Source organism: Pseudomonas sp. B35(2017), assembly GCF_002113645.1.
GTDB lineage: Bacteria > Pseudomonadota > Gammaproteobacteria > Pseudomonadales > Pseudomonadaceae > Aquipseudomonas > Aquipseudomonas ekonensis.
This window is the reverse complement of the sequence record NZ_NEIZ01000003.1, coordinates 382,337-400,035: the sequence shown is the minus strand read 5'-3', so window position 1 is coordinate 400,035 and position 17,699 is coordinate 382,337. Positions and strand designations below refer to the sequence as shown.

General features: G+C 66.3%; 20 protein-coding genes. 9 read left to right on the top strand and 11 right to left on the bottom strand.

What is annotated here, in order from left to right:
- Positions 1-54: 54 nt before the first annotated feature.
- The gene (locus CAG41_RS08520; RefSeq protein ID WP_085585042.1) at positions 55-900 is read left to right on the top strand and encodes a MoxR family ATPase; all 846 of its coding nucleotides are present in this window, start codon (positions 55-57) and stop codon (positions 898-900) included.
- A gap of 12 nt (positions 901-912) precedes the next feature.
- Entirely contained in the window at positions 913-2,091 is a 1,179-nt protein-coding gene (locus tag CAG41_RS08515; RefSeq protein WP_085585044.1) for a VWA domain-containing protein, read from the top strand.
- A 170-nt stretch (positions 2,092-2,261) separates the two neighbouring features.
- Here the strand turns inward: CAG41_RS08515 and CAG41_RS08510 are convergent, their stop codons facing one another.
- The 4 genes from CAG41_RS08510 to CAG41_RS08495 form a co-directional block, all read right to left on the bottom strand.
- Positions 2,262-3,185, bottom strand: a complete 924-nt coding sequence (locus CAG41_RS08510) for a biotin-dependent carboxyltransferase family protein (protein ID WP_085637179.1) — start codon at positions 3,183-3,185, stop codon at positions 2,262-2,264.
- Entirely contained in the window at positions 3,182-3,886 is a 705-nt protein-coding gene (locus CAG41_RS08505; protein WP_085585049.1) for an allophanate hydrolase subunit 1, read from the bottom strand. Before CAG41_RS08505 ends, CAG41_RS08510 begins: the two co-directional genes overlap by 4 nt.
- The gene (locus CAG41_RS08500) at positions 3,883-4,635 is read right to left on the bottom strand and encodes a 5-oxoprolinase subunit PxpA (protein WP_085656176.1); all 753 of its coding nucleotides are present in this window, start codon (positions 4,633-4,635) and stop codon (positions 3,883-3,885) included. The genes CAG41_RS08505 and CAG41_RS08500 overlap by 4 nt, the downstream gene beginning before the upstream one ends.
- Before the next feature lie 76 nt (positions 4,636-4,711).
- Positions 4,712-5,998: an MFS transporter gene (locus tag CAG41_RS08495; protein ID WP_085585053.1), complete on the bottom strand. Its 1,287-nt coding sequence runs from the start codon at positions 5,996-5,998 to the stop codon at positions 4,712-4,714.
- A 146-nt stretch (positions 5,999-6,144) separates the two neighbouring features.
- Between CAG41_RS08495 and CAG41_RS08490 the strand changes: the two genes are divergently transcribed.
- Entirely contained in the window at positions 6,145-7,059 is a 915-nt protein-coding gene (locus CAG41_RS08490) for a LysR family transcriptional regulator (RefSeq protein ID WP_085585055.1), read from the top strand.
- 30 nt (positions 7,060-7,089) lie between these two features.
- Here the strand turns inward: CAG41_RS08490 and CAG41_RS08485 are convergent, their stop codons facing one another.
- From CAG41_RS08485 to CAG41_RS08475, 3 genes are read right to left on the bottom strand one after another with little or no spacing between them, the layout of a single operon-like run.
- Positions 7,090-7,632, bottom strand: a complete 543-nt coding sequence (locus CAG41_RS08485; protein WP_085585057.1) for a DUF2937 family protein — start codon at positions 7,630-7,632, stop codon at positions 7,090-7,092.
- 10 nt (positions 7,633-7,642) lie between these two features.
- A complete protein-coding gene (locus CAG41_RS08480; protein WP_085706856.1) occupies positions 7,643-8,419 on the bottom strand; it encodes a class II glutamine amidotransferase in 777 nt (258 codons plus the stop codon).
- 16 nt (positions 8,420-8,435) lie between these two features.
- A complete protein-coding gene (locus tag CAG41_RS08475) occupies positions 8,436-8,936 on the bottom strand; it encodes an MFS transporter (RefSeq protein ID WP_085585255.1) in 501 nt (166 codons plus the stop codon).
- 204 nt (positions 8,937-9,140) lie between these two features.
- On the opposite strand from CAG41_RS08475, the gene CAG41_RS08470 reads away from it, so the two are divergent.
- Together CAG41_RS08470 and CAG41_RS08465 are read left to right on the top strand one after the other, a co-directional pair.
- Entirely contained in the window at positions 9,141-11,195 is a 2,055-nt protein-coding gene (locus CAG41_RS08470) for a S9 family peptidase (protein ID WP_085633042.1), read from the top strand.
- A 142-nt stretch (positions 11,196-11,337) separates the two neighbouring features.
- Positions 11,338-11,811, top strand: coding sequence for a cyclic nucleotide-binding domain-containing protein (locus CAG41_RS08465; RefSeq protein WP_085585257.1), 474 nt, complete (start codon positions 11,338-11,340; stop codon positions 11,809-11,811).
- On the opposite strand, the gene CAG41_RS08460 is transcribed toward CAG41_RS08465, so the two are convergent.
- Positions 11,808-12,089 carry a hypothetical protein gene (locus tag CAG41_RS08460; RefSeq protein ID WP_085633040.1) on the bottom strand — a complete coding sequence of 94 codons (282 nt, stop codon included), beginning with the start codon at positions 12,087-12,089 and terminating at the stop codon, positions 11,808-11,810. The two genes, CAG41_RS08465 and CAG41_RS08460, sit on opposite strands and share 4 nt — an antisense overlap.
- A gap of 139 nt (positions 12,090-12,228) precedes the next feature.
- Here CAG41_RS08460 and CAG41_RS08455 point away from each other — a divergent pair, with 139 nt between their 5' ends.
- From CAG41_RS08455 to CAG41_RS08445, 3 genes are all read left to right on the top strand, one after another.
- Positions 12,229-12,600 (top strand): YajD family HNH nuclease, encoded by a 372-nt coding sequence (locus CAG41_RS08455; RefSeq protein WP_085585065.1) that lies wholly within the window; start codon positions 12,229-12,231, stop codon positions 12,598-12,600.
- Positions 12,601-12,944: 344 nt separating this feature from the next.
- Positions 12,945-13,415, top strand: a complete 471-nt coding sequence (locus CAG41_RS08450; RefSeq protein WP_085585067.1) for an RNA methyltransferase — start codon at positions 12,945-12,947, stop codon at positions 13,413-13,415.
- 80 nt (positions 13,416-13,495) lie between these two features.
- A complete protein-coding gene (locus CAG41_RS08445; protein WP_085585069.1) occupies positions 13,496-13,873 on the top strand; it encodes a DUF2892 domain-containing protein in 378 nt (125 codons plus the stop codon).
- 93 nt (positions 13,874-13,966) lie between these two features.
- Here the strand turns inward: CAG41_RS08445 and CAG41_RS08440 are convergent, their stop codons facing one another.
- On the bottom strand, positions 13,967-15,196 hold the full coding sequence (locus tag CAG41_RS08440) for a hypothetical protein (protein WP_085585071.1): 1,230 nt from the start codon (positions 15,194-15,196) through the stop codon (positions 13,967-13,969).
- Between the two features lie 28 nt (positions 15,197-15,224).
- On the bottom strand, positions 15,225-15,674 hold the full coding sequence (locus CAG41_RS08435; protein WP_085585073.1) for a YcgN family cysteine cluster protein: 450 nt from the start codon (positions 15,672-15,674) through the stop codon (positions 15,225-15,227).
- A 280-nt stretch (positions 15,675-15,954) separates the two neighbouring features.
- On the opposite strand from CAG41_RS08435, the gene CAG41_RS08430 reads away from it, so the two are divergent.
- Entirely contained in the window at positions 15,955-16,548 is a 594-nt protein-coding gene (locus CAG41_RS08430; protein WP_085585075.1) for a nitroreductase family protein, read from the top strand.
- Positions 16,549-16,733: 185 nt separating this feature from the next.
- Here the strand turns inward: CAG41_RS08430 and CAG41_RS08425 are convergent, their stop codons facing one another.
- Complete coding sequence (locus CAG41_RS08425; RefSeq protein ID WP_085585077.1) at positions 16,734-17,666, bottom strand: D-2-hydroxyacid dehydrogenase; 933 nt, start codon at positions 17,664-17,666, stop codon at positions 16,734-16,736.
- Positions 17,667-17,699 lie beyond the last annotated feature (33 nt).

The window sequence follows — 17,699 nt, the reverse complement described above, 5'->3', positions numbered from 1 at the left end:
TTTTTGTCCCCGCCCTGCCCGTTCAGGCCGGCGTCACCGTTCGAGGATTAGCAGATGAAGTTCGAAGGCACCCAGGCCTACGTCGCCACCGATGACCTGAAGCTGGCGGTCAACGCCGCCATCACCCTGGAGCGGCCGCTGCTGGTCAAGGGCGAACCGGGCACCGGCAAGACCATGCTCGCCGAGCAACTGGCCGAGTCGTTCGGCGCCAAGCTGATCACCTGGCACATCAAGTCCACCACCAAGGCCCACCAGGGCCTGTACGAGTACGACGCGGTCAGCCGCCTGCGCGACTCGCAGTTGGGCGTGGACAAGGTGCACGACGTGCGCAACTACCTGAAGAAGGGCAAGCTGTGGGAAGCCTTCGAGTCCGAGGAGCGGGTGATCCTGCTGATCGACGAGATCGACAAGGCCGACATCGAGTTCCCCAACGACCTGTTGCAGGAACTCGACAAGATGGAGTTCTACGTCTACGAGATCGACGAGACCATCAAGGCCAAGAAGCGCCCGATCATCATCATTACCTCCAACAACGAGAAAGAGCTGCCGGACGCCTTCCTGCGCCGCTGCTTCTTCCACTACATCGCCTTCCCCGACCGCACCACCCTGCAGAAGATCGTCGACGTGCACTACCCGGACATCAAGAAGGACCTGGTCAGCGAAGCGCTGGACGTGTTCTTCGACGTACGCAAGGTGCCGGGCCTGAAGAAGAAGCCCTCGACCTCCGAACTGGTCGACTGGCTCAAGCTGCTGATGGCCGACAACATCGGCGAAGCGGTGCTGCGCGAGCGCGATCCGACCAAGGCCATCCCGCCGCTGGCCGGCGCCCTGGTCAAGAACGAGCAGGACGTGCAACTGCTTGAGCGACTGGCCTTCATGAGCCGTCGCGGCACCCGCTAAGAGGCTGACGCCATGCTGCTCAACCTGTTCAACGAAATGCGCGCAGCCAAGGTGCCGGTGTCGGTGCGCGAGCTGCTGGACCTGATCAACGCGCTGAAGCAGCGCGTGACCTTCGCCGACATGGACGAGTTCTACTTCCTGTCCCGGGCGATCCTGGTGAAGGACGAGCGCCATTTCGACAAGTTCGACCGCGCGTTCGGCGCCTACTTCAACGGCCTGGAGAAGCTCGACGACCACCTCCAGGCGCTGATTCCCGAAGACTGGCTGCGCAAGGAATTCGAACGCTCGCTGACCGACGAGGAGCGCGCGCAGATCCAGTCCCTCGGGGGCCTGGACAAGCTGATCGAAGAGTTCAAGAAACGCCTGGAAGAACAGAAGGAACGCCACGCCGGCGGCAACAAGTGGATCGGCACCGGCGGCACCAGCCCGTTCGGCTCCGGCGGCTTCAACCCCGAGGGCATCCGGGTCGGCGACGCCGGCAAGCGCCAGGGCAAGGCCGTGAAGGTCTGGGATCAGCGCGAGTACAAGAACCTTGACGACTCCGTGGAGCTGGGCACCCGCAACATCAAGGTCGCCCTGCGCCGCCTGCGCAAGTTCGCCCGCCAGGGCGCGGCGGAAGAGCTGGACATCGACGGCACCATCGACCACACCGCCCGCGACGCCGGCCTGCTGAACATCCAGATGCGTCCGGAGCGGCGCAACACGGTCAAGCTGTTGCTGCTGTTCGACATCGGCGGCTCGATGGACGCCCATGTGAAGATCTGCGAGGAACTGTTCTCGGCCTGCAAGACCGAGTTCAAGCACCTGGAGTACTTCTACTTCCACAACTTCATCTATGAGTCGGTGTGGAAGAACAACATGCGCCGCACCTCCGAGCGCACTTCGACCATGGACCTGCTGCACAAGTACGGCGCCGACTACAAGGTGATCTTCATCGGCGACGCCGCCATGGCGCCCTACGAGATCACCCAGGCCGGCGGCAGCGTCGAGCACTGGAACGAAGAGCCGGGCTACGTGTGGATGCAGCGCTTCATGGAGAAGTACAAGAAGCTCATCTGGATCAACCCTTATCCAAAAGACACCTGGGGCTACACCTCCTCGACCAACATCGTGCGCGACCTGATCGAGGATCAGATGTATCCGCTGACGTTGCGCGGGCTGGAAGAAGGGATGCGCTTCCTGTCCAAATAACCTTCGTCGCCCGGACGGTCACCATCGCCAGCAGGCTGGCTCCCACAGAGGTTCTGGCCGTTCACGAACCTTGCGTACGCCACGAAACCTGTGGGAGCCAGCCTGCTGGCGATGGCGTCGGTGATGACGCCGCGACAGTTGCCCGCCAACGGCACCTGCCGACAAAGCCCTCAGCGTTCGACGAAGCGCCGCAGATACTCGACCTGCTCACGGTGCGCGGTGTCCTGCACCACCGGCCGCAACCGCACCTGCGCCCCCGGCAAGCATTGCGCCAGGCGCGCCAGCGCCAACGGCGTCAACGCGCCCAGCCGCGGGTAACCGCCGATGGTCTGCCGGTCATTGAGCAGCACGATCGGCTGGCCGTCCGGCGGCACCTGCACCGCGCCCAAGGGAATGCCTTCGGAAATCATCGGCCGGCCCTGGTACTGCAACGGCGTGCCCAGCAGGCGGATGCCCATGCGGTCGGCCCGGCTGTCGAGCGTCCAGGCACGGTTGAACGCATCGAACAGGCTCTGCCCGCTGAATTCGCCGATCTGCGCGCCCAGCACCAGGTCCAGCGGTGCCTTCAGGGCCAGGTCCGGCCGATGCTCAAGCGGCACTTCACGCACCGGCAAAGTCGCATCGTCACAGTCCAGCAACGCGCCTTTGGCCAACGGCAATCCCCTGCCCTCGAGGCCGCCCAGTTCTTCGCGCACCACCGTCGAGCAACTGCCCAGCACCTGCGCCGCCGCAAAACCGCCGGGCGCCGCCAGATAGGCGCGGGCGCCGCTCAGCGGCTGGGTGAACTGCAGCGTCTGCCCCCGACGCAAGGTGAAGCTGCGCCAAGGCAGCAGCGGCTCGCCGTCGATACGGGCGCCGAGGTCGGCCCCGGCCAGCGCCAGCACGCAGTCGTGCTGCGCCACTACGGCAAAGCCGCCGAGGGTGATCTCGATCACCGGCCGGTCAAGCCCGTTGCCCAGCAGCCAGTTGGCCCAGGCCATCGAGCGCCAGTCCGCCGCGCCGCCCTGGGTCACGCCCAGATGGCGCACGCCGAACCGCCCCGCATCCTGCAACTGGCACAGCGGTGTGCTTGCTTCGATCAACAATCGGCTCATGCCAGGGCCTCCAGTGGCGTGTCGTCACCGCCGAGGCGGATGAACTCGGCATGGCTCACCGCCTCGAACCGCACGGTGTCGCCGGGCTGCATCAGGCTGTAGCCGTCTCGGTCGCGGTCGAACAGCCTGGCCGGGGTACGGCCGATCAGGTTCCAGCCGCCGGGGGACACCGCCGGATACGCTGCGGTCTGGCGCTCGGCGATACCGACGCTGCCGGCGGCGACCTTCTTGCGCGGGGTGTCCAGCCGCGGCGCCGCCAGCGCCTCTTCCACCAGCCCCATGAAGGCGAAGCCCGGGGCGAAACCGAGGGCGAACACCTGATATTCCCGTGCGCTGTGGCGGCGGATCACCTCCTGCACCGTCAACCCGCTGCGCCGGGACAGCAAGCTCAGCTCCGGCCCGACGCTCAGGTCGTACCAGACCGGCAGCACATGGCAGCGGCCCGCGGACCCCGTGTTCGGCGACAGCCCGGTCAGGGCTTCGGCGATCCGCTCCCGCGCCTGGGCCGGGTTCAGGGCCGTCAGGTCGTAATGCACCATCAGCGTCGTGTAGGACGGCACCAGATCAATCAGGCAATCACCGAACACTGCGCGCAACCGCTCGCCGGCGGCCAGCATCCACGGCATGTTGGCCTCGGCGATCTCATCGAACAGGCGCACCATCAGGCAATCCAGCGCCACCACTTCCACCCGTGGGTTCATGACGCGCCCTGCTCGTCCAAGGCCTGGCGGATGCGCTGCACGGCGGCCACGGAAGCGGCGTTGTCGCCGTGCACGCACAGGGTGTCGGCGTGCAGGAGCAGATCCGAGCCGTCGCTGGCGACGAGGGACTCGCCGCGGGCGATGGTCAGCGCCTGCCGCACCACCGTTTCAGGATCGTGATGCACCGCGCCGGGCAACTGGCGCGACACCAGCCGCCCGGCGTTGTCGTAGGCGCGGTCGGCGAAGGCTTCGAACCAGAGCGTCACGCCGTACTCGTCACCCAACTGCTGCGCCGCCGAGTTGTCACGGGTGGCCATCAGCATCAGCGGCAGCGCACGGTCGTACGCCGCCACGGCCTGGATCACCGCCCGCAGCTGGGCCGGGTTGGCCATCATGTCGTTGTACATCGCGCCATGGGGTTTGACGTAGCTCACCCGCCCGCCCTGGGCGCGGCAGATGCCGTCGAGGGCGCCGATCTGGTAATGCAGGATGTCTTGCAGTTCCTGGGCGCTGTAGGCCATGGAACGCCGGCCGAACCCCACCAGGTCCTGATAGGCCGGGTGCGCGCCGACCTTCACCCCGTGGCTCAGGGCCAGGCTCACGGTCTTGCGCATGATGCCCGGATCGCCGGCGTGGAAACCGCAGGCGATGTTGGCGCAGTCGATGAAGGGCATCACTTCGGCGTCCAGCCCCATGGTCCAGCTGCCGAAACTCTCGCCGATGTCGCAATTCAATAGCAGGCGGTTCACGGTGAACACTCCTGTAGCTTTGATCTTTTTCTGCCGTGGGACGCTTGCCGTCAGGCAGCGCCCCGCAGGTTATCAGTTACTGTGCGTCCAGTTGCTTGCCGCGGGTTTCCGGCAGGCTCAGCGCCGCGAGAATCACCACGCCATAGGACACCGCCGCGAAGGCGCCGATGCCCAGGCTCAGCGGCACCTTCTGGCTGAGCAGGCCGATCAGCAAAGGAAACAGCGCCGCCAGCGCCCGGCCGACGTTGTAGCAGAAGCCCTGGCCGGAGCCGCGGATGCGGGTCGGGAACAGCTCGGTGAGGAATGCGCCCATGCCGCTGAAGATCCCCGAGGCGAAGAAGCCCAACGGAAAGCCCAGCCACAGCATCACGCCATTGCTGACCGGCATCTGCGTGTAGAGCAGCACGATGGTGAACGAACCCACCGCAAACAGGATGAAGTTCTTCTTGCGCCCCAGCAGGTCGGTCAGATAGGCGCTGATCACATAGCCGGCATAGGAACCGACGATCACCATCGCCAGGTATCCGCCGGTGCCGAGCACGCTCAGGCCGCGCTCGTTCTTCAGGAAGGTCGGCAGCCAAGAGGTGATCGCGTAGTAGCCGCCGAGCGCACCGGTGGTCAGCAGCGAGGCGCGCAGCGTGGTGAAGAGCATGCCGGGGGCGAAGATCTCATAGAACCTGGACGGGTTCTGCGGGGTTTGCGCGGCCTTGGCTTCGCGGTAGATCTCCGGATCCTTCACCAGGCGGCGGACGAACACCACGAACACCGCCGGCACGATGCCGAGGATGAACAGCGCCCGCCAGGCGTCTTCGGCCGGCAGCACCGAGTACAGCAGCGCATACAGGATCGCGGTCAGCCCCCAGCCCAAGGCCCAGCCCGACTGCACCATGCCCACCGCCTTGCCGCGGTCCTTGGCGCGGATCACTTCGCCGATCAGCACGGCGCCGGCGGTCCATTCGCCGCCGAAGCCGAAGCCCATCAAGGTGCGGGCGATCAGCAGTTGCTCGTAGTTCTGGGCGAAGCCGCAGAGGAAGGTGAAGAACGCGAACCACAGCACCGTCAGCTGGAGGGTGCGCACGCGGCCGATGCGGTCGGAGAGGATCCCCGCCACCCACCCGCCGATGGCCGACGCGATCAGGGTACTGGTGTGGATCAGCCCGGCCTGGCCCGTGGTGATGCCCCACATCGCGATCAGGGTCGGCACCACGAAGCTGAGCATCTGGGTGTCCATGCCGTCGAGGCCGTAGCCGATCTTGCAGCTCCAGAAGGTGCGACGCTCTTGCTTGTTGATGTTGCGGTACCAGTCGAAGGGGCCGGGGCGGGCCGCCGTCTTGGGGTGATCGAGGGTGTCGGGCGCACTCATGGCAAGTCTCCGCAGGCTTTTATTGGTCTTGTTCGTAGTCCCGACGACGCCTATCGTGGGAACCGCATGCGCCGATTCTTGGGCGCACCGCCCTGCTGCGTCCAACGAATAAAAACCCGCCCTAGCCATAAGAAAAATTTGATCCCATGAACCTGAAGTTTCTCGAGACCTTTGTCTGGGTCGCCCGCCTGAAGAGCTTTCGCCTGACCGCCGACAAGCTGTTCACCACCCAGGCCTCGATTTCCAGCCGCATCGCGGTGCTCGAAGGCGAACTCGGGGTGAAACTGTTCGTGCGCGACTCCCGGGGCGTCAGCCTGACGCCCGAAGGCCTGAAGGTGCTGGAATACGCCGAGCGGATGCTCGACACGATGCAGGCGCTGAAGCAGTCGATCGAAACCCGCTCCAGCAAGGTCGGCCGGGTGCGCATCGGCGTGATGGACACGGTGATCCACACCTGGCTCAGCCCGTTGGTGGCGCAGATGACCGACCTGTACCCCCGGGTGGAAATCGAGCTGGTGGCGGATACGTCGCTGAACCTCTGCGATCAGCTGCAAAAGGGTTTTCTCGACCTGATCCTGCAGACCGACCTGGTGCGCCAGGAAAGCGTGCGCAGCCTGGCGCTGGCCAGCCATCCGGTCGGCTGGATCGTCGCCAGCCAATCGATCTACAACCGCGACTACACGGGCCTGGCGGACCTGGCGCAGGAGCGGATCATCACCTACTCGAAGAACTCCCGCCCCCACCAGGACATCCTCGCGCTGATGCAGGCCGAGGGCGTGCCGGCGCCACGGCTGAACTGCGTGAACTCGGTGTCGGCGATCACCCGCCTGCTGCGCGACGGCTTCGGCATCGGCGCCCTGCCGCCGGTGCTGGTGGCCGAGGAACTGGCGCGGGGAGAACTGACCCTGCTCGACATCGCGCAGCGGCCGCAGGACCTGCAGGTGGTGGTGTCGTGGCGGATCGGGGTGGAATGGGTCGAGGACATCGTGACCCTGTGCCAGCAGGTGCTGGAGGCGTATGCGCGCAAGGTGGGCGAGGGTTACATCGTCCTGTCGAAATGACTGCCCCACGCTGGGCGTGGGGCAGTCAGGTCAGAGGCCGCGCAGGTCGCGTTCCTCGATCGGCCGGCTCTGGCGCAGGCGCTTGCCGCCCAACACCACCCAGTCGATCAGGCGGAACAGGCATTCCAGGCCGAACGACAGCAACATCGCCCCGCCCATGCCCCAGACCATCGCCTCCGGGGTCAGCAGGATCTGGTAGCTGTAGCCGTTCCAGGTTTCCTTGCGGATGTCCGGATCGGCGGCCAGCACCACTTGCAGGAAGCGGATGTACCACGGCCCCTGCATCGCCTGGTACTGCTTGTCCAGCGCGAGCTGGCGGTTGAGCAAGGTGCTCAGGCTGTCGGCGTCGCTGCGGAACACCGGGTCTTCGCTGGCGCGGTAGTGGGCGACCAGCGCCTGCAGGTCACCCTTGAAGAACTGCTCGGCGGTGCCCTGGAAGCCGCGCAGGCCGGTCTGCGCCTCGATCAGGTGGGCCTCGACCCGTTTGGCGTAGTCGTTGATGAACCCCGGCACCTGGACACCGACCAACAGGCCCGCCGCAAACAACACCAGCCGCAGATAACTGAGCAACATCGCAGGATCCTTATTCGGTCTTGCCCTGGCTGACGCATTCGCCGCGCCGCCACAGGCTCCACTGGCCCGGTTCGTAGCGGGTCCAGGTTTCGTTTTCGGTCAAGGGTTCGGTGGCGATCACCGTGACCACGTCGTTGGGCGTGGTTTCGGCCTGGAAATCGACGATCATGTCGACGTCCTTCAGCCGCGCCGGGCCGAACGGCGCGCGCCGGGTGATCTGCGCCAGTTTGGTCGAGCAATAGCAGAACAGCCAGTCGCCGTCGCTGAGCAGGCAGTTGAACACGCCTTTGCCGCGGTACTCGGCGCAGGCGGCCACCAGGTCCGGCAGCAGCACTTCGATGTCGACCGGCTCCGGGAACGCGGCACGCACGCGGTTGAGCAGGTCGCAGAACGCCGCCTCGCTGTCGGTGTCGCCGACCGGGCGGTAGAAGCTCTGCGCCGGCGCAAAGTCCGCCAACTGGCCGTTGTGCGCGAAGCACCAGTTGCGCCCCCACAGCTCGCGGACGAACGGGTGGGTGTTGGACAGGCAGACCTTGCCGACGTTGGCCTGGCGGATGTGGCCGATGACCACTTCGCTCTTGATCGGGTAGCGCTGCACCAGGTTGGCGACTTCCGATTCGCAGCTGGCCGCCGGATCCTGGAACAGCCGCAGCCCGCGCCCTTCGTAGAACGCGATGCCCCAGCCGTCGCGGTGCGGGCCGGTGCGGCCGCCGCGCTGCATCAGCCCGGTGAAGCTGAACACGATGTCGGTCGGCACGTTGGCGCTCATGCCCAATAGTTCACACATGTGCAGGTTCCCGTGGCTACAGACGCGGCTCGACCCGCATGCGCTGCGGGTTGCCCGGCAACGGCGGACGGCCGTAGCGGTCGTCGCCGGCGCCGCCGAAGGCTTGGCCGGCGTCCCGCTCGTCTTCGGCGCGGGCCGCGGCACGGGCGGCTTCGGCCTGTTCCTTGCGCGCGTTTGAGGCCCGTTCGATCGGGAAGCGGATCAGCACGAAGATCAGGTAGATGCCGAAGGCGATCATGGCGTACATCAGCAGCTCGGAGATCGCGCGAAAGGCGTTGTTGCCGACCTTGAACAGCAGATCCAGCGCCGTGATGGCCACCGCCGGGGCGTATTTTTCCTTCACCGGGTCGATGATGGTCGGCGCGAACAGCAGCACCGCCACCAGCAGCCGCAGCGGCTCGCGCAGCCAGCGCCACATCCAGCGGGTCATGCGCATCCACACCAGCAGGCAGCCCAAGGCGGCGAAGGCGTAGAGGCCCCAGGCGATCAGATAGTCGTTCTCGGTCATGGTGTCCATGGCAAGGCAGGCAAAGAGGCGCTTATAGTAACGGCTTTTCGCACGGCCGGCTTGCCCCAAAAGACATGCAGCCTGCGGGAGCCGGCCTGCCGGCGACGAGGCCGGCGCATTCGGCGTCGATGCTATCTGGCTGGCCCCACGGGATCGGCCATGCCGTCCCGGCCTGCGAACACCCTCTTTCCGAATCTTGCCCTGGAGCCCTCCATGCCCGCATCCGTCAACGCCCTCAGCGCCCCGATCGCCCGCAGAGCCCCCGGAGCCGACCCGTACGCCTGGCTGCAGGAGCGCGACACCGACGCGGTGCTCGACTACCTCAAGGCCGAAAACGCCTACCAGCAGGCGCAGACCGCCGATCAGGAAGGCCTGCGCGAAACCCTGTTCGAGGAGATCAAGGGCCGCATCCTGGAAACCGACCTGTCGCTGCCCTCCCCTTGGGGCCCGTACCTGTACTACACCCGCACCACCGCCGGCGACGAATACGCCCGCCACTACCGCTGCCCGCGGCCGACCGACGGCAGCCTGACCCTGGACGAAAGCCGCGAACAGCTGCTGCTCGACCCCAACGCCCTGGCCAACGGCGGGTTCTTCTCCCTCGGCGCGTTCAGCGTCAGCCCGGACCATCAGCGCCTGGCCTACAGCGTCGATGCCTCGGGGGATGAGATCTACACCCTGTTCGTCAAGGAGCTGTCCAACGGCAAGGTCAGCGAACTGGCGTTCGAGGACTGCGACGGCAGCATGACCTGGGCCAACGACAGCCTGACCCTGTTCTTCGGCGTGCTCGACGACACCCACCGCCCGCACATGCTCATGCGCTACCGGCTGGACGGCACCGCCGCCGAAGAGGTGTTCCACGAGCCGGACGGGCGCTTCTTCCTGCATTGCTACCGTTCGAGTTCCGAACAGCAATTGCTGCTGTCGCTGGGCAGCAAGACCACCAGCGAAGTCTGGGCGCTGGACGCCAACCGGCCGCAGGAGGCCTTCACTTGCCTGGCGCCACGGGTCGAGGATCACGAATACGACGTCGATCACGGCAAGCTCGACGGCCAGTGGACATGGTTCATCCGCACCAACCGCGACGGCATCAACTTCGCGCTGTATCACGCCCCCGACACCGGCCACGCCCCGACCGAGGCCGATTGGCAGAACCTGATCCCTCACAGCGACACGGTGATGCTCGACGGCCTGAGCCTGAACGTCGGCGCCCTGACCCTGAGCCTGCGCGAAGGCGGCCTGCCGGTCATCGAAGTCCGCCCCCAGGGCCTGGCGCCCTACCGCGTGCAGTTGCCGGACGCCGCCTACACCCTCTACGTGCAGAACAGCCTGGAGTTCGACAGCGACCGCATCCGCCTGCGCTACGAGGCCCTCAACCGGCCGGCCCAGGTGCGTCAGCTGATCCTGGCCAGCGGTGAACAGGCCGTGCTCAAGCAGACCCCGGTGCTCGGCCCGTTCGATGCCGACGCCTACGTCAGCCAGCGCTTGTGGGCCACGGCGCCGGACGGCACCCGGGTGCCGATCAGCCTGGTGGTCAAACGGGAAATGCTCGGCCGGCCGGTGCCGCTGTACCTGTACGGCTACGGCGCTTACGGTTCGAGCCTCGACCCGTGGTTCTCCCACGCCCGCCTGAGCCTGCTTGAGCGCGGCATGGCCTTCGCCATCGCCCACGTGCGCGGCGGCGGCGAACTGGGCGAGGCCTGGTACCGCGCCGGCAAGCAGGAACACAAGCACAACACCTTCAGCGACTTCATCGCCTGCGCCGAGCACCTGATCGCCGAGGGTTTCACCACCTCTCCGCAACTGGCGATCAGCGGCGGCAGCGCCGGCGGCTTGCTGATCGGCGCGGTGCTCAACCAACGCCCTGACCTGTTCGGCGCGGCGATCGCCGAAGTGCCGTTCGTCGACGTGCTCAACACCATGCTCGACCCCGAGCTGCCGCTGACCGTCACCGAATACGACGAGTGGGGCAACCCCGAGGAGCCGGACGTGTACACGCGGATCAAGGCCTACGCGCCGTACGAGAACGTCACCGCCCAGGCCTACCCCGCCACGCTGGTGATCGCCGGCTACAACGACAGCCGTGTGCAGTACTGGGAAGCGGCCAAATGGGTGGCCAAGCTGCGCGCCACCAAGACCGACGACAACCCGCTGCTGCTCAAGACCGAACTGGGCGCCGGCCATGGCGGCATGAGCGGGCGCTATCAGGGATTGCGTGACGCAGCGCTCGAATATGCATTTGTCTTCAAGGTTCTGGGGATCGCCTGAGGAACTCCGCCGGTCAGTCGGGTCTTAACTCCCGACACCGCAGGCCGATAGTTCGTACAGCCCTGTGGGAGCGAGCCTATTCGCCCCGCAGGGGATCTGTGTGAAGCCTGGAAACCGTGAAAACAAAAAAGACCGCGACGACATGTCAGAACCGACTCTGCTCAACAACGAAATCCGCGACTGGCTGATGGACTGCGGCCTGTTCGACCAACTGCTGCCGGCGGACTTCGCCGCCGCCTCGGGTTACTTCAGCATCAGCACCGTGGCCGAGGGCCAGGCGATCTTTCGCGAAGGCGATGCCGGCAGCTTCATGTGCATCATCCACAGCGGCCAGGTAGCGGTGCAGAAGACCAACGGCGACGGCCAGACCGTGACCATGGCCACCCTGCGCAGCGGCCGTGCGTTCGGCGAGATGGCCGTGCTCGACGGCGAACGCCGCTCGGCCACCTGCGTGGCGGCGAGCGACTGCCAGTTGCTCAACCTGGGCAAGGACTCCCTGGAAAAGATGCTCAACGACGCGCCGAAGATCGCCGCCAAGATCATCCGCGCCCTCGCCGTCTCGCTCTCCAAGCGCCTGCGCATGGCCGACGGCCAGTTGGCGGCGCAGCAGATCTAGCCGCCGGGGGATTTGCTCTTGACCGCAGGTTCGATTCCCGGCACCGGCTGGTCCTTGGCCGGCGGGCTGGGCATTTCGATCGGCACCAGCGGCGGGCCGCCACTGCCGGCTCCGGTCTTGGGGATCGGCACGGGGCTGATCTGCGGGTACGGGGTCGGCGTCGCCGTGCCGGGCGAGCCGGGCTGGCCGGCCGGCGCCACCGGAACCGACTGCTGGGCCCGGACCTGCGGGATCGAGATTGCGGCCATCGCAATGACCGCTAGAATGGTGCGCTTCATTCAGGGCTCCGTATTGGCCTGAGTCTGTGCACAGGCTACTCCCAACCGGATCCGGCTGCCTGTCCTTTCTTGCAGGATCCTGCGGGCCCTGGGCTAAACTCTGCTGTAACCGTCATTAGTCTTTTACCAAGGTGAACCCATGAGTTCGTCGACCCCGACCAACACCTCGAAACTGGACCGCATCCTCGCCGACAACCAGCGCGACAAGGAAATGGGCTACCGCGACAAGGCCCTGAAAATGTACCCGCACGTCTGCGGGCGCTGCGCCCGGGAGTTCTCCGGCAAGCGCCTGAGCGAACTGACCGTGCACCATCGCGACCACAACCACGACAACAACCCGCAGGACGGTTCCAACTGGGAGCTGCTGTGCCTGTACTGCCACGACAACGAACATTCGCGCTACACCGACCAGCAGTACTTCGGCGAAGGCTCGCTGAGCACGCCGAAGATCGCCAAGGCCACCCACAACCCGTTTGCCGCGTTGGCCGGGATGATGAAGAAGGACGACTGAGGTTCTTTGTCGGCCATCCGGGCCTCATCGTCGGATCGCCGCCCGGGGCAAGCCCGCTCCCACAGGGTTTTGCAGTGGTCACAATTTTTGCATCCAAGATCCCTGTGGGAGCTGCGGTGCGACGACTCGACTTGCCAGCGAAGGCGTCATTCAAGGCGCCGTAGGACAGAAGCAAGACAGTTGCTCCCACAGTGTCATGTGCACTACCGCCCCCTGTGGGAGCGGGCCTACCCCGGGCGGCGATCCGACGATGGGGCCGGAACAGTCGCCGCAGATCCCGAACCTGCCCCCCTCCTCCCCAATCCCCGTATAATCGCCCTCTTTTTTCCGAAGGCACCCCGCTCGTGGCAGACAAACGGTACAGCTGCATTGGTTTGTTCAACCCCAAATCACCGGAGAACGTCGGCTCGGTGATGCGCGCCGCCGGCTGCTACGGCGTGGCGTCGGTGTTCTACACCGGCAAGCGCTATGAGCGCGCCGCCGATTTCGTCACCGACACCAAGCGCGTGCACTACGACATCCCGCTGATCGGCATCGACGACCTGAAGAAGATCCTGCCCCTGGGCTGCGTGCCGGTCGCCGTGGAGCTGGTGGACGGTGCCCGCGCCCTGCCGGAGTACACCCACCCGGACCGCGCACTGTACATCTTCGGCCCCGAGGACGGATCGCTGGACAAGGAGATCCGCGACTGGTGCGAAGACGTGGTGTACATCCCCACCACCGGCTGCATGAACCTGGCCGCCACGGTCAACGTCGTGCTCTACGACCGCATGGCCAAGGGCCTGAACACCCGCTCCGGGCCGAAATTCCGCTGAAGCGTCGCCATTGCGATGGAACAAGCCGACGGCCTGCGCAGTCAGCTTGAGTATCCCCACTCATTGCCCGGAGACAGATCATGAGCGAACTCAAACGCGTCGAACGCATCGAATCCACCCCTTTCCAGAGCCGTTCCGACCAGAACGTGCAGGGCTGGGAACGCATCGGCTCGCTGGCCGGCGGTGTGCTGATGGTCGGCAAGGGCCTGCGCCGGGGCGGCGTGTTCGGCCTGATCCAGGTGGCCATCGGCGGCGTGGCCATGGCCCGCGGCCTCACAGGGCACAGCTCCGTGAAGAGCCTGCTGGAAAAGAGCCGTCAGGACATGAACAACGTGCGAGCGAAGATCGAGCGGGCCGGCGAAGAGTTGCGCACCTTGAAGGCCAACGCCGAGGCCGCGACCCGCACGGCGACGGTGACCGGCAACGAGTCGGTCAAGTCCCCGAAGGCCGGGGTCTGACCCTGGATCTGGGTTGAGCTGAAGGGCCCTGTCGCCAGCAGGCTGGCTCCCACAGGGGAAAGGGTGGGAAACAGCCTGCTGGCGATAGCGGCGCTACTTGAGCAATGCGCTGTCGAGCACCCTGGACGACTCGCCGATCACGCCCTCGGCCAGTTGCACGAACGCCGGGGCATCCACTCGCCCCGACTGCATCGCCCCGCGCAGCACATCGTCCAGCGAGCGCTTGTTGCGGGTCTTGAGGCGGATCTCGCGGTCCAGTTCCTGCAACAGCAGCACGGCCTTGGCCACCTGCGCCGGACTGGCCTGGACGCCGCGCAACGTGGTGACGCCATGGCTGTCCGTGGTCAGCTTCGCCTGCCAGGCCTGATACCGGTCGTCGCTCATGCCGCCGGCGCGGCGCAGCAGTTCAACGGCGTAGTACTCGGCCAAGCCTTCGCTGATCCAGTCGTTGCGCTGCCCGTCGTTGATCCGGCCCAGCACTTGGGTCAACTCGCGCAGCAGGGCGCTGGCGCCGCTTTCGCTGACCAGCGGCAAACGGGTGTTCAGGTAAACGGAACCATGGGCGCCCAGGCCGCCGCGCCACATCGGGTCGTTGGCCCCGACGATCAGCAGCTTGCCGGGATGCTGGGGATACAGCGCCTGCACCTGCGGCCAGACGAACGTCAGCAGCGTCAGCACATCCATGCGCCGCATGCCCTGGCCCTTGGGCGAGGCCACGGTGACTTCGGTTTCCCCCAGCCGTGCGCGGCGGCTGCCCAGGTGACCGGCGAGCATCCAGCCGGTAGGACGGTCGAACAGGCGCGACGGGTTGTCGATGCGGAATTTGTTCCGGCCGATGCGCGGCCAGGCGGTTTCGATGCTGTTCCAGCCCTCGGGCAAGTCGAACTGCAGACGCGCGACCAGCTCGGTGCCGTCCTGCTGGTCGAGCCGGGCCGGCGGCACCAGCTCATCGCCGCGCAGCAGCGCCCAGGCCGGGGTCATGCGGGTGTCGAAGCTGCCGCTCTTGCGACCGTGGCTGATGCGCACGCGATAGGTCAGGCTGGCGCTGTCCGCCGCCGGACGCCATACGCCGCGGGCCTGCTTACCCGGGCTCAGCTGCCATTGGCCGTCGGCCTTGAAATCGCTGTAGCGGCTGCCGTCGCCCAGGTCGAAATCCAGGCGGCGCACCGCTTCGCCCTTGGCGAGGGTCAGGCGCACTTCGGCCTGATCGCTCTGCGGCAACAGGCGCACGCGGTAGTCCAGATCGACTTTGTTCGCCGCCCACACCGGCGCGCTCAACACCAGCAGGCCTGCGGCCAGCACCCGACGCAATCCCGAAGCCATGCCCACTCCCTTGTGAGTCTGTGAAGGTTTATCCGGCGCGGAAAATCAGGTGATCTTCCCAGTCCTCTTCCGGCACGCTGCCTTCGGCGAGCATGCGCCCGGACTGGGAAATGCGTTCGTGGTGCACCGCGTCACGGTCGCCGCACACCAGGTGGTGCCACAACGGCAGGTCCTTGCCTTCGCTGACCAGGCGGTAGCCGCAGGTCGGCGGCAGCCACTTGAACTCGTCGGCCTTGCCCGGCGTGAGCTGGATGCAGTCCGGCACGAATTCGCGGCGGTTGGGGTAGTCGCTGCACTGGCAGGTCTTGAGGTCCAGCAGCTTGCAGGCGATGCGCGTGTAATAGACGCTGTTGTCCTCTTCGTCCTCAAGCTTCTGCAGACAGCACAGCCCACAGCCGTCGCACAGCGATTCCCATTCCTGCGGATCGAGCTGATCGAGGGTTTTGCGTATCCAGAACGGTTCGACTTTGGCGGCCATGGCTCAAGCATCAACATCAGGTGGTGAAAAGGCCGCCAGTCTAGTGCCCAAGGCCCGGCGGACCAAGCGTCGGCGACTGCCGGTTGCGCCGGGCTTGTCAGTTTTCCCGGGGCCAAGTAGCTTTGCCTGTCGCAACAAGCCCCGCCCGGGTGCCATCAACGCTCGACCGCGTTGCCGTCCGGCGAACCGCACGGCTCAACGGAACCCCATCGGTCAGTCCGCCTGACCCCGCCAGGTTCCGGTTCGACTCTCTTACTCAAACGTAGCAAGGAATCTCTTGATGAGTGCCAACCCTCGCGTTGCCGATTACGCCATTCACCCGCAGTTCACCGACCGCTGGTCGCCCCGCGCCTTCACTGGCGAAGCGATCCCGGAGGAAACCCTGCTGAGCTTCTTCGAAGCCGCACGCTGGGCGCCGTCGGCCTACAACTCGCAGCCATGGCGCTTTCTCTACGCCCGTCGCGACACGCCGAACTGGGAGCGTTACCTGGGCCTGCTCAACGAATTCAACCGTGCCTGGGCACAGCACGCCTCGGCCCTGGTGATCGTGATCTCCAAGACCACCTTCACCGCACCGGGCGCCGCCGAAGAGACCCCGGCGCTGTGGCACACCTTCGACACCGGTTCGGCCTGGGGCCACCTGGCGCTGCAAGCGAGCCTGAGCGGCTGGCACACCCACGGCATGGCCGGCTTCGACCAGGAGCTGACCCGCAAGGAGCTGAACATTCCGGAAGGCTACGCGCTGCACGCGGCCGTTGCCGTCGGCAAGCTGGGCGACAAGGCCACCCTGGCCGAGTACCTGCAGGCCCGCGAAGTGCCGAGCCCGCGTCGTCCGCTGAGCGAGCTGGCTGCCGAGGGTGACTTCACCCTCTGAGGCCTTTGTTGCCTCACTGACGCCATCGCCAGCAGGCTGGCTCCCACAGGGACAGGTGCACGACGCAGATCCCATGCAGGAGCGAGCCTGCTCGCGATTGCGCTCCGCCAGACACCCAGCGGTGACTGACACACGCCGCTGTCGCGGGCAGGTCAGCCCCCGCAGCGCCTATCGTCCATCGGGCATCAGTAGCCCCGGGCGAAGTCCACTTCTCCGCGCAGCGGCTCACCGGCCTCATAGGCCTTCAGGTTCTCCAGGAACAGCTGCACCATCATCGGCGGCGAGGTCGGCGCCGAGCTGTGCCCGGTCAGCAGCAGGCCCCAGGCAGTCCAGAACGGATGCCGCTGCGGCAACGGCTCCTGGCGGCAGACGTCGATCACCGCGCCGGCCAGATGCCCTTCCTTCAAGGCCTCCACCAGGTCCGCATCGACCACCGCCACACCGCGTCCGGCGTTGATGAACAGCCCCGTCGGCTTGAACTGCCGGAACAGCGCCGCGTTGTAGATGTCGTGGGTCTGCGGGGTATTCGGCAGCAGGTTGACCACGTAATCCACCTCCCCGACCAGGCGCGGCAGATCGGCCATCGAACCGACCTCGACGAACGGCGCCTGCTCCCGGGCGCTGCTGGCGATGCCGTACAGCTCGACCCCGAACGGCCGCAGGAACTGCGCCACGCTCTGGCCGATGTCGCCGGTGCCGACGATCAGCACCTTGCGCCCCACCAGGCTCTGGCCGGTGCGGTTGTCCCACTTGCGCTCGACCTGGCTCACCAGCCGCGCCAGCACTTCGCGCTCGTGGCCGAGCATGTAGGTCAGCACGTACTCGGCCATCACCTGGCCGAAGATGCCCACGGCCCGGGTCAGGCGGTAATCGCGGTACAGGCCGTCGGCCAGCAGCGGCGTGATGCCGGCCCAGGTCGATTGCAGCCACTGCGGCCGGTGGCCCTGGCGCAGCAGGGTCGCCAGCAGGTCCGGCTGGCCCAGCCAGACCGGGCATTCGACGGCCTGGCGGGCCAGTTCGGCGGAGTCGCCGCTGGTCAGCACCTCAAGCCCGGGCGCCGCCTGACGCAACAGTCGGGCATATACCGCGTGGTCGTGTTCGGCAATCAGAACGCGCATGTTCAAACCTTTCGCAAACCGTGCAGACGGCCG

Excerpts from the sequence above, each read along its gene's own strand:
- CAG41_RS08455 (WP_085585065.1), top strand. The coding sequence starts at position 12,229 with ATGAGTTCGTCGACCCCGACCAACACCTCGAAACTGGACCGCATCCTC.
- CAG41_RS08435 (WP_085585073.1), bottom strand. The coding sequence starts at position 15,674 with ATGGCCGCCAAAGTCGAACCGTTCTGGATACGCAAAACCCTCGATCAG.
- CAG41_RS08465 (WP_085585257.1), top strand. The coding sequence starts at position 11,338 with ATGTCAGAACCGACTCTGCTCAACAACGAAATCCGCGACTGGCTGATG.
- CAG41_RS08485 (WP_085585057.1), bottom strand. The coding sequence starts at position 7,632 with ATGTTGCTCAGTTATCTGCGGCTGGTGTTGTTTGCGGCGGGCCTGTTG.
- CAG41_RS08475 (WP_085585255.1), bottom strand. The coding sequence starts at position 8,936 with ATGGACACCATGACCGAGAACGACTATCTGATCGCCTGGGGCCTCTAC.
- CAG41_RS08425 (WP_085585077.1), bottom strand. The coding sequence starts at position 17,666 with ATGCGCGTTCTGATTGCCGAACACGACCACGCGGTATATGCCCGACTG.
- CAG41_RS08440 (WP_085585071.1), bottom strand. The coding sequence starts at position 15,196 with ATGGCTTCGGGATTGCGTCGGGTGCTGGCCGCAGGCCTGCTGGTGTTG.
- CAG41_RS08470 (WP_085633042.1), top strand. The coding sequence starts at position 9,141 with ATGCCCGCATCCGTCAACGCCCTCAGCGCCCCGATCGCCCGCAGAGCC.
- CAG41_RS08445 (WP_085585069.1), top strand. The coding sequence starts at position 13,496 with ATGAGCGAACTCAAACGCGTCGAACGCATCGAATCCACCCCTTTCCAG.
- CAG41_RS08460 (WP_085633040.1), bottom strand. The coding sequence starts at position 12,089 with ATGAAGCGCACCATTCTAGCGGTCATTGCGATGGCCGCAATCTCGATC.
- CAG41_RS08430 (WP_085585075.1), top strand. The coding sequence starts at position 15,955 with ATGAGTGCCAACCCTCGCGTTGCCGATTACGCCATTCACCCGCAGTTC.
- CAG41_RS08505 (WP_085585049.1), bottom strand. The coding sequence starts at position 3,886 with ATGAACCCACGGGTGGAAGTGGTGGCGCTGGATTGCCTGATGGTGCGC.
- CAG41_RS08520 (WP_085585042.1), top strand. The coding sequence starts at position 55 with ATGAAGTTCGAAGGCACCCAGGCCTACGTCGCCACCGATGACCTGAAG.
- CAG41_RS08510 (WP_085637179.1), bottom strand. The coding sequence starts at position 3,185 with ATGAGCCGATTGTTGATCGAAGCAAGCACACCGCTGTGCCAGTTGCAG.
- CAG41_RS08495 (WP_085585053.1), bottom strand. The coding sequence starts at position 5,998 with ATGAGTGCGCCCGACACCCTCGATCACCCCAAGACGGCGGCCCGCCCC.
- CAG41_RS08490 (WP_085585055.1), top strand. The coding sequence starts at position 6,145 with ATGAACCTGAAGTTTCTCGAGACCTTTGTCTGGGTCGCCCGCCTGAAG.
- CAG41_RS08515 (WP_085585044.1), top strand. The coding sequence starts at position 913 with ATGCTGCTCAACCTGTTCAACGAAATGCGCGCAGCCAAGGTGCCGGTG.
- CAG41_RS08480 (WP_085706856.1), bottom strand. The coding sequence starts at position 8,419 with ATGTGTGAACTATTGGGCATGAGCGCCAACGTGCCGACCGACATCGTG.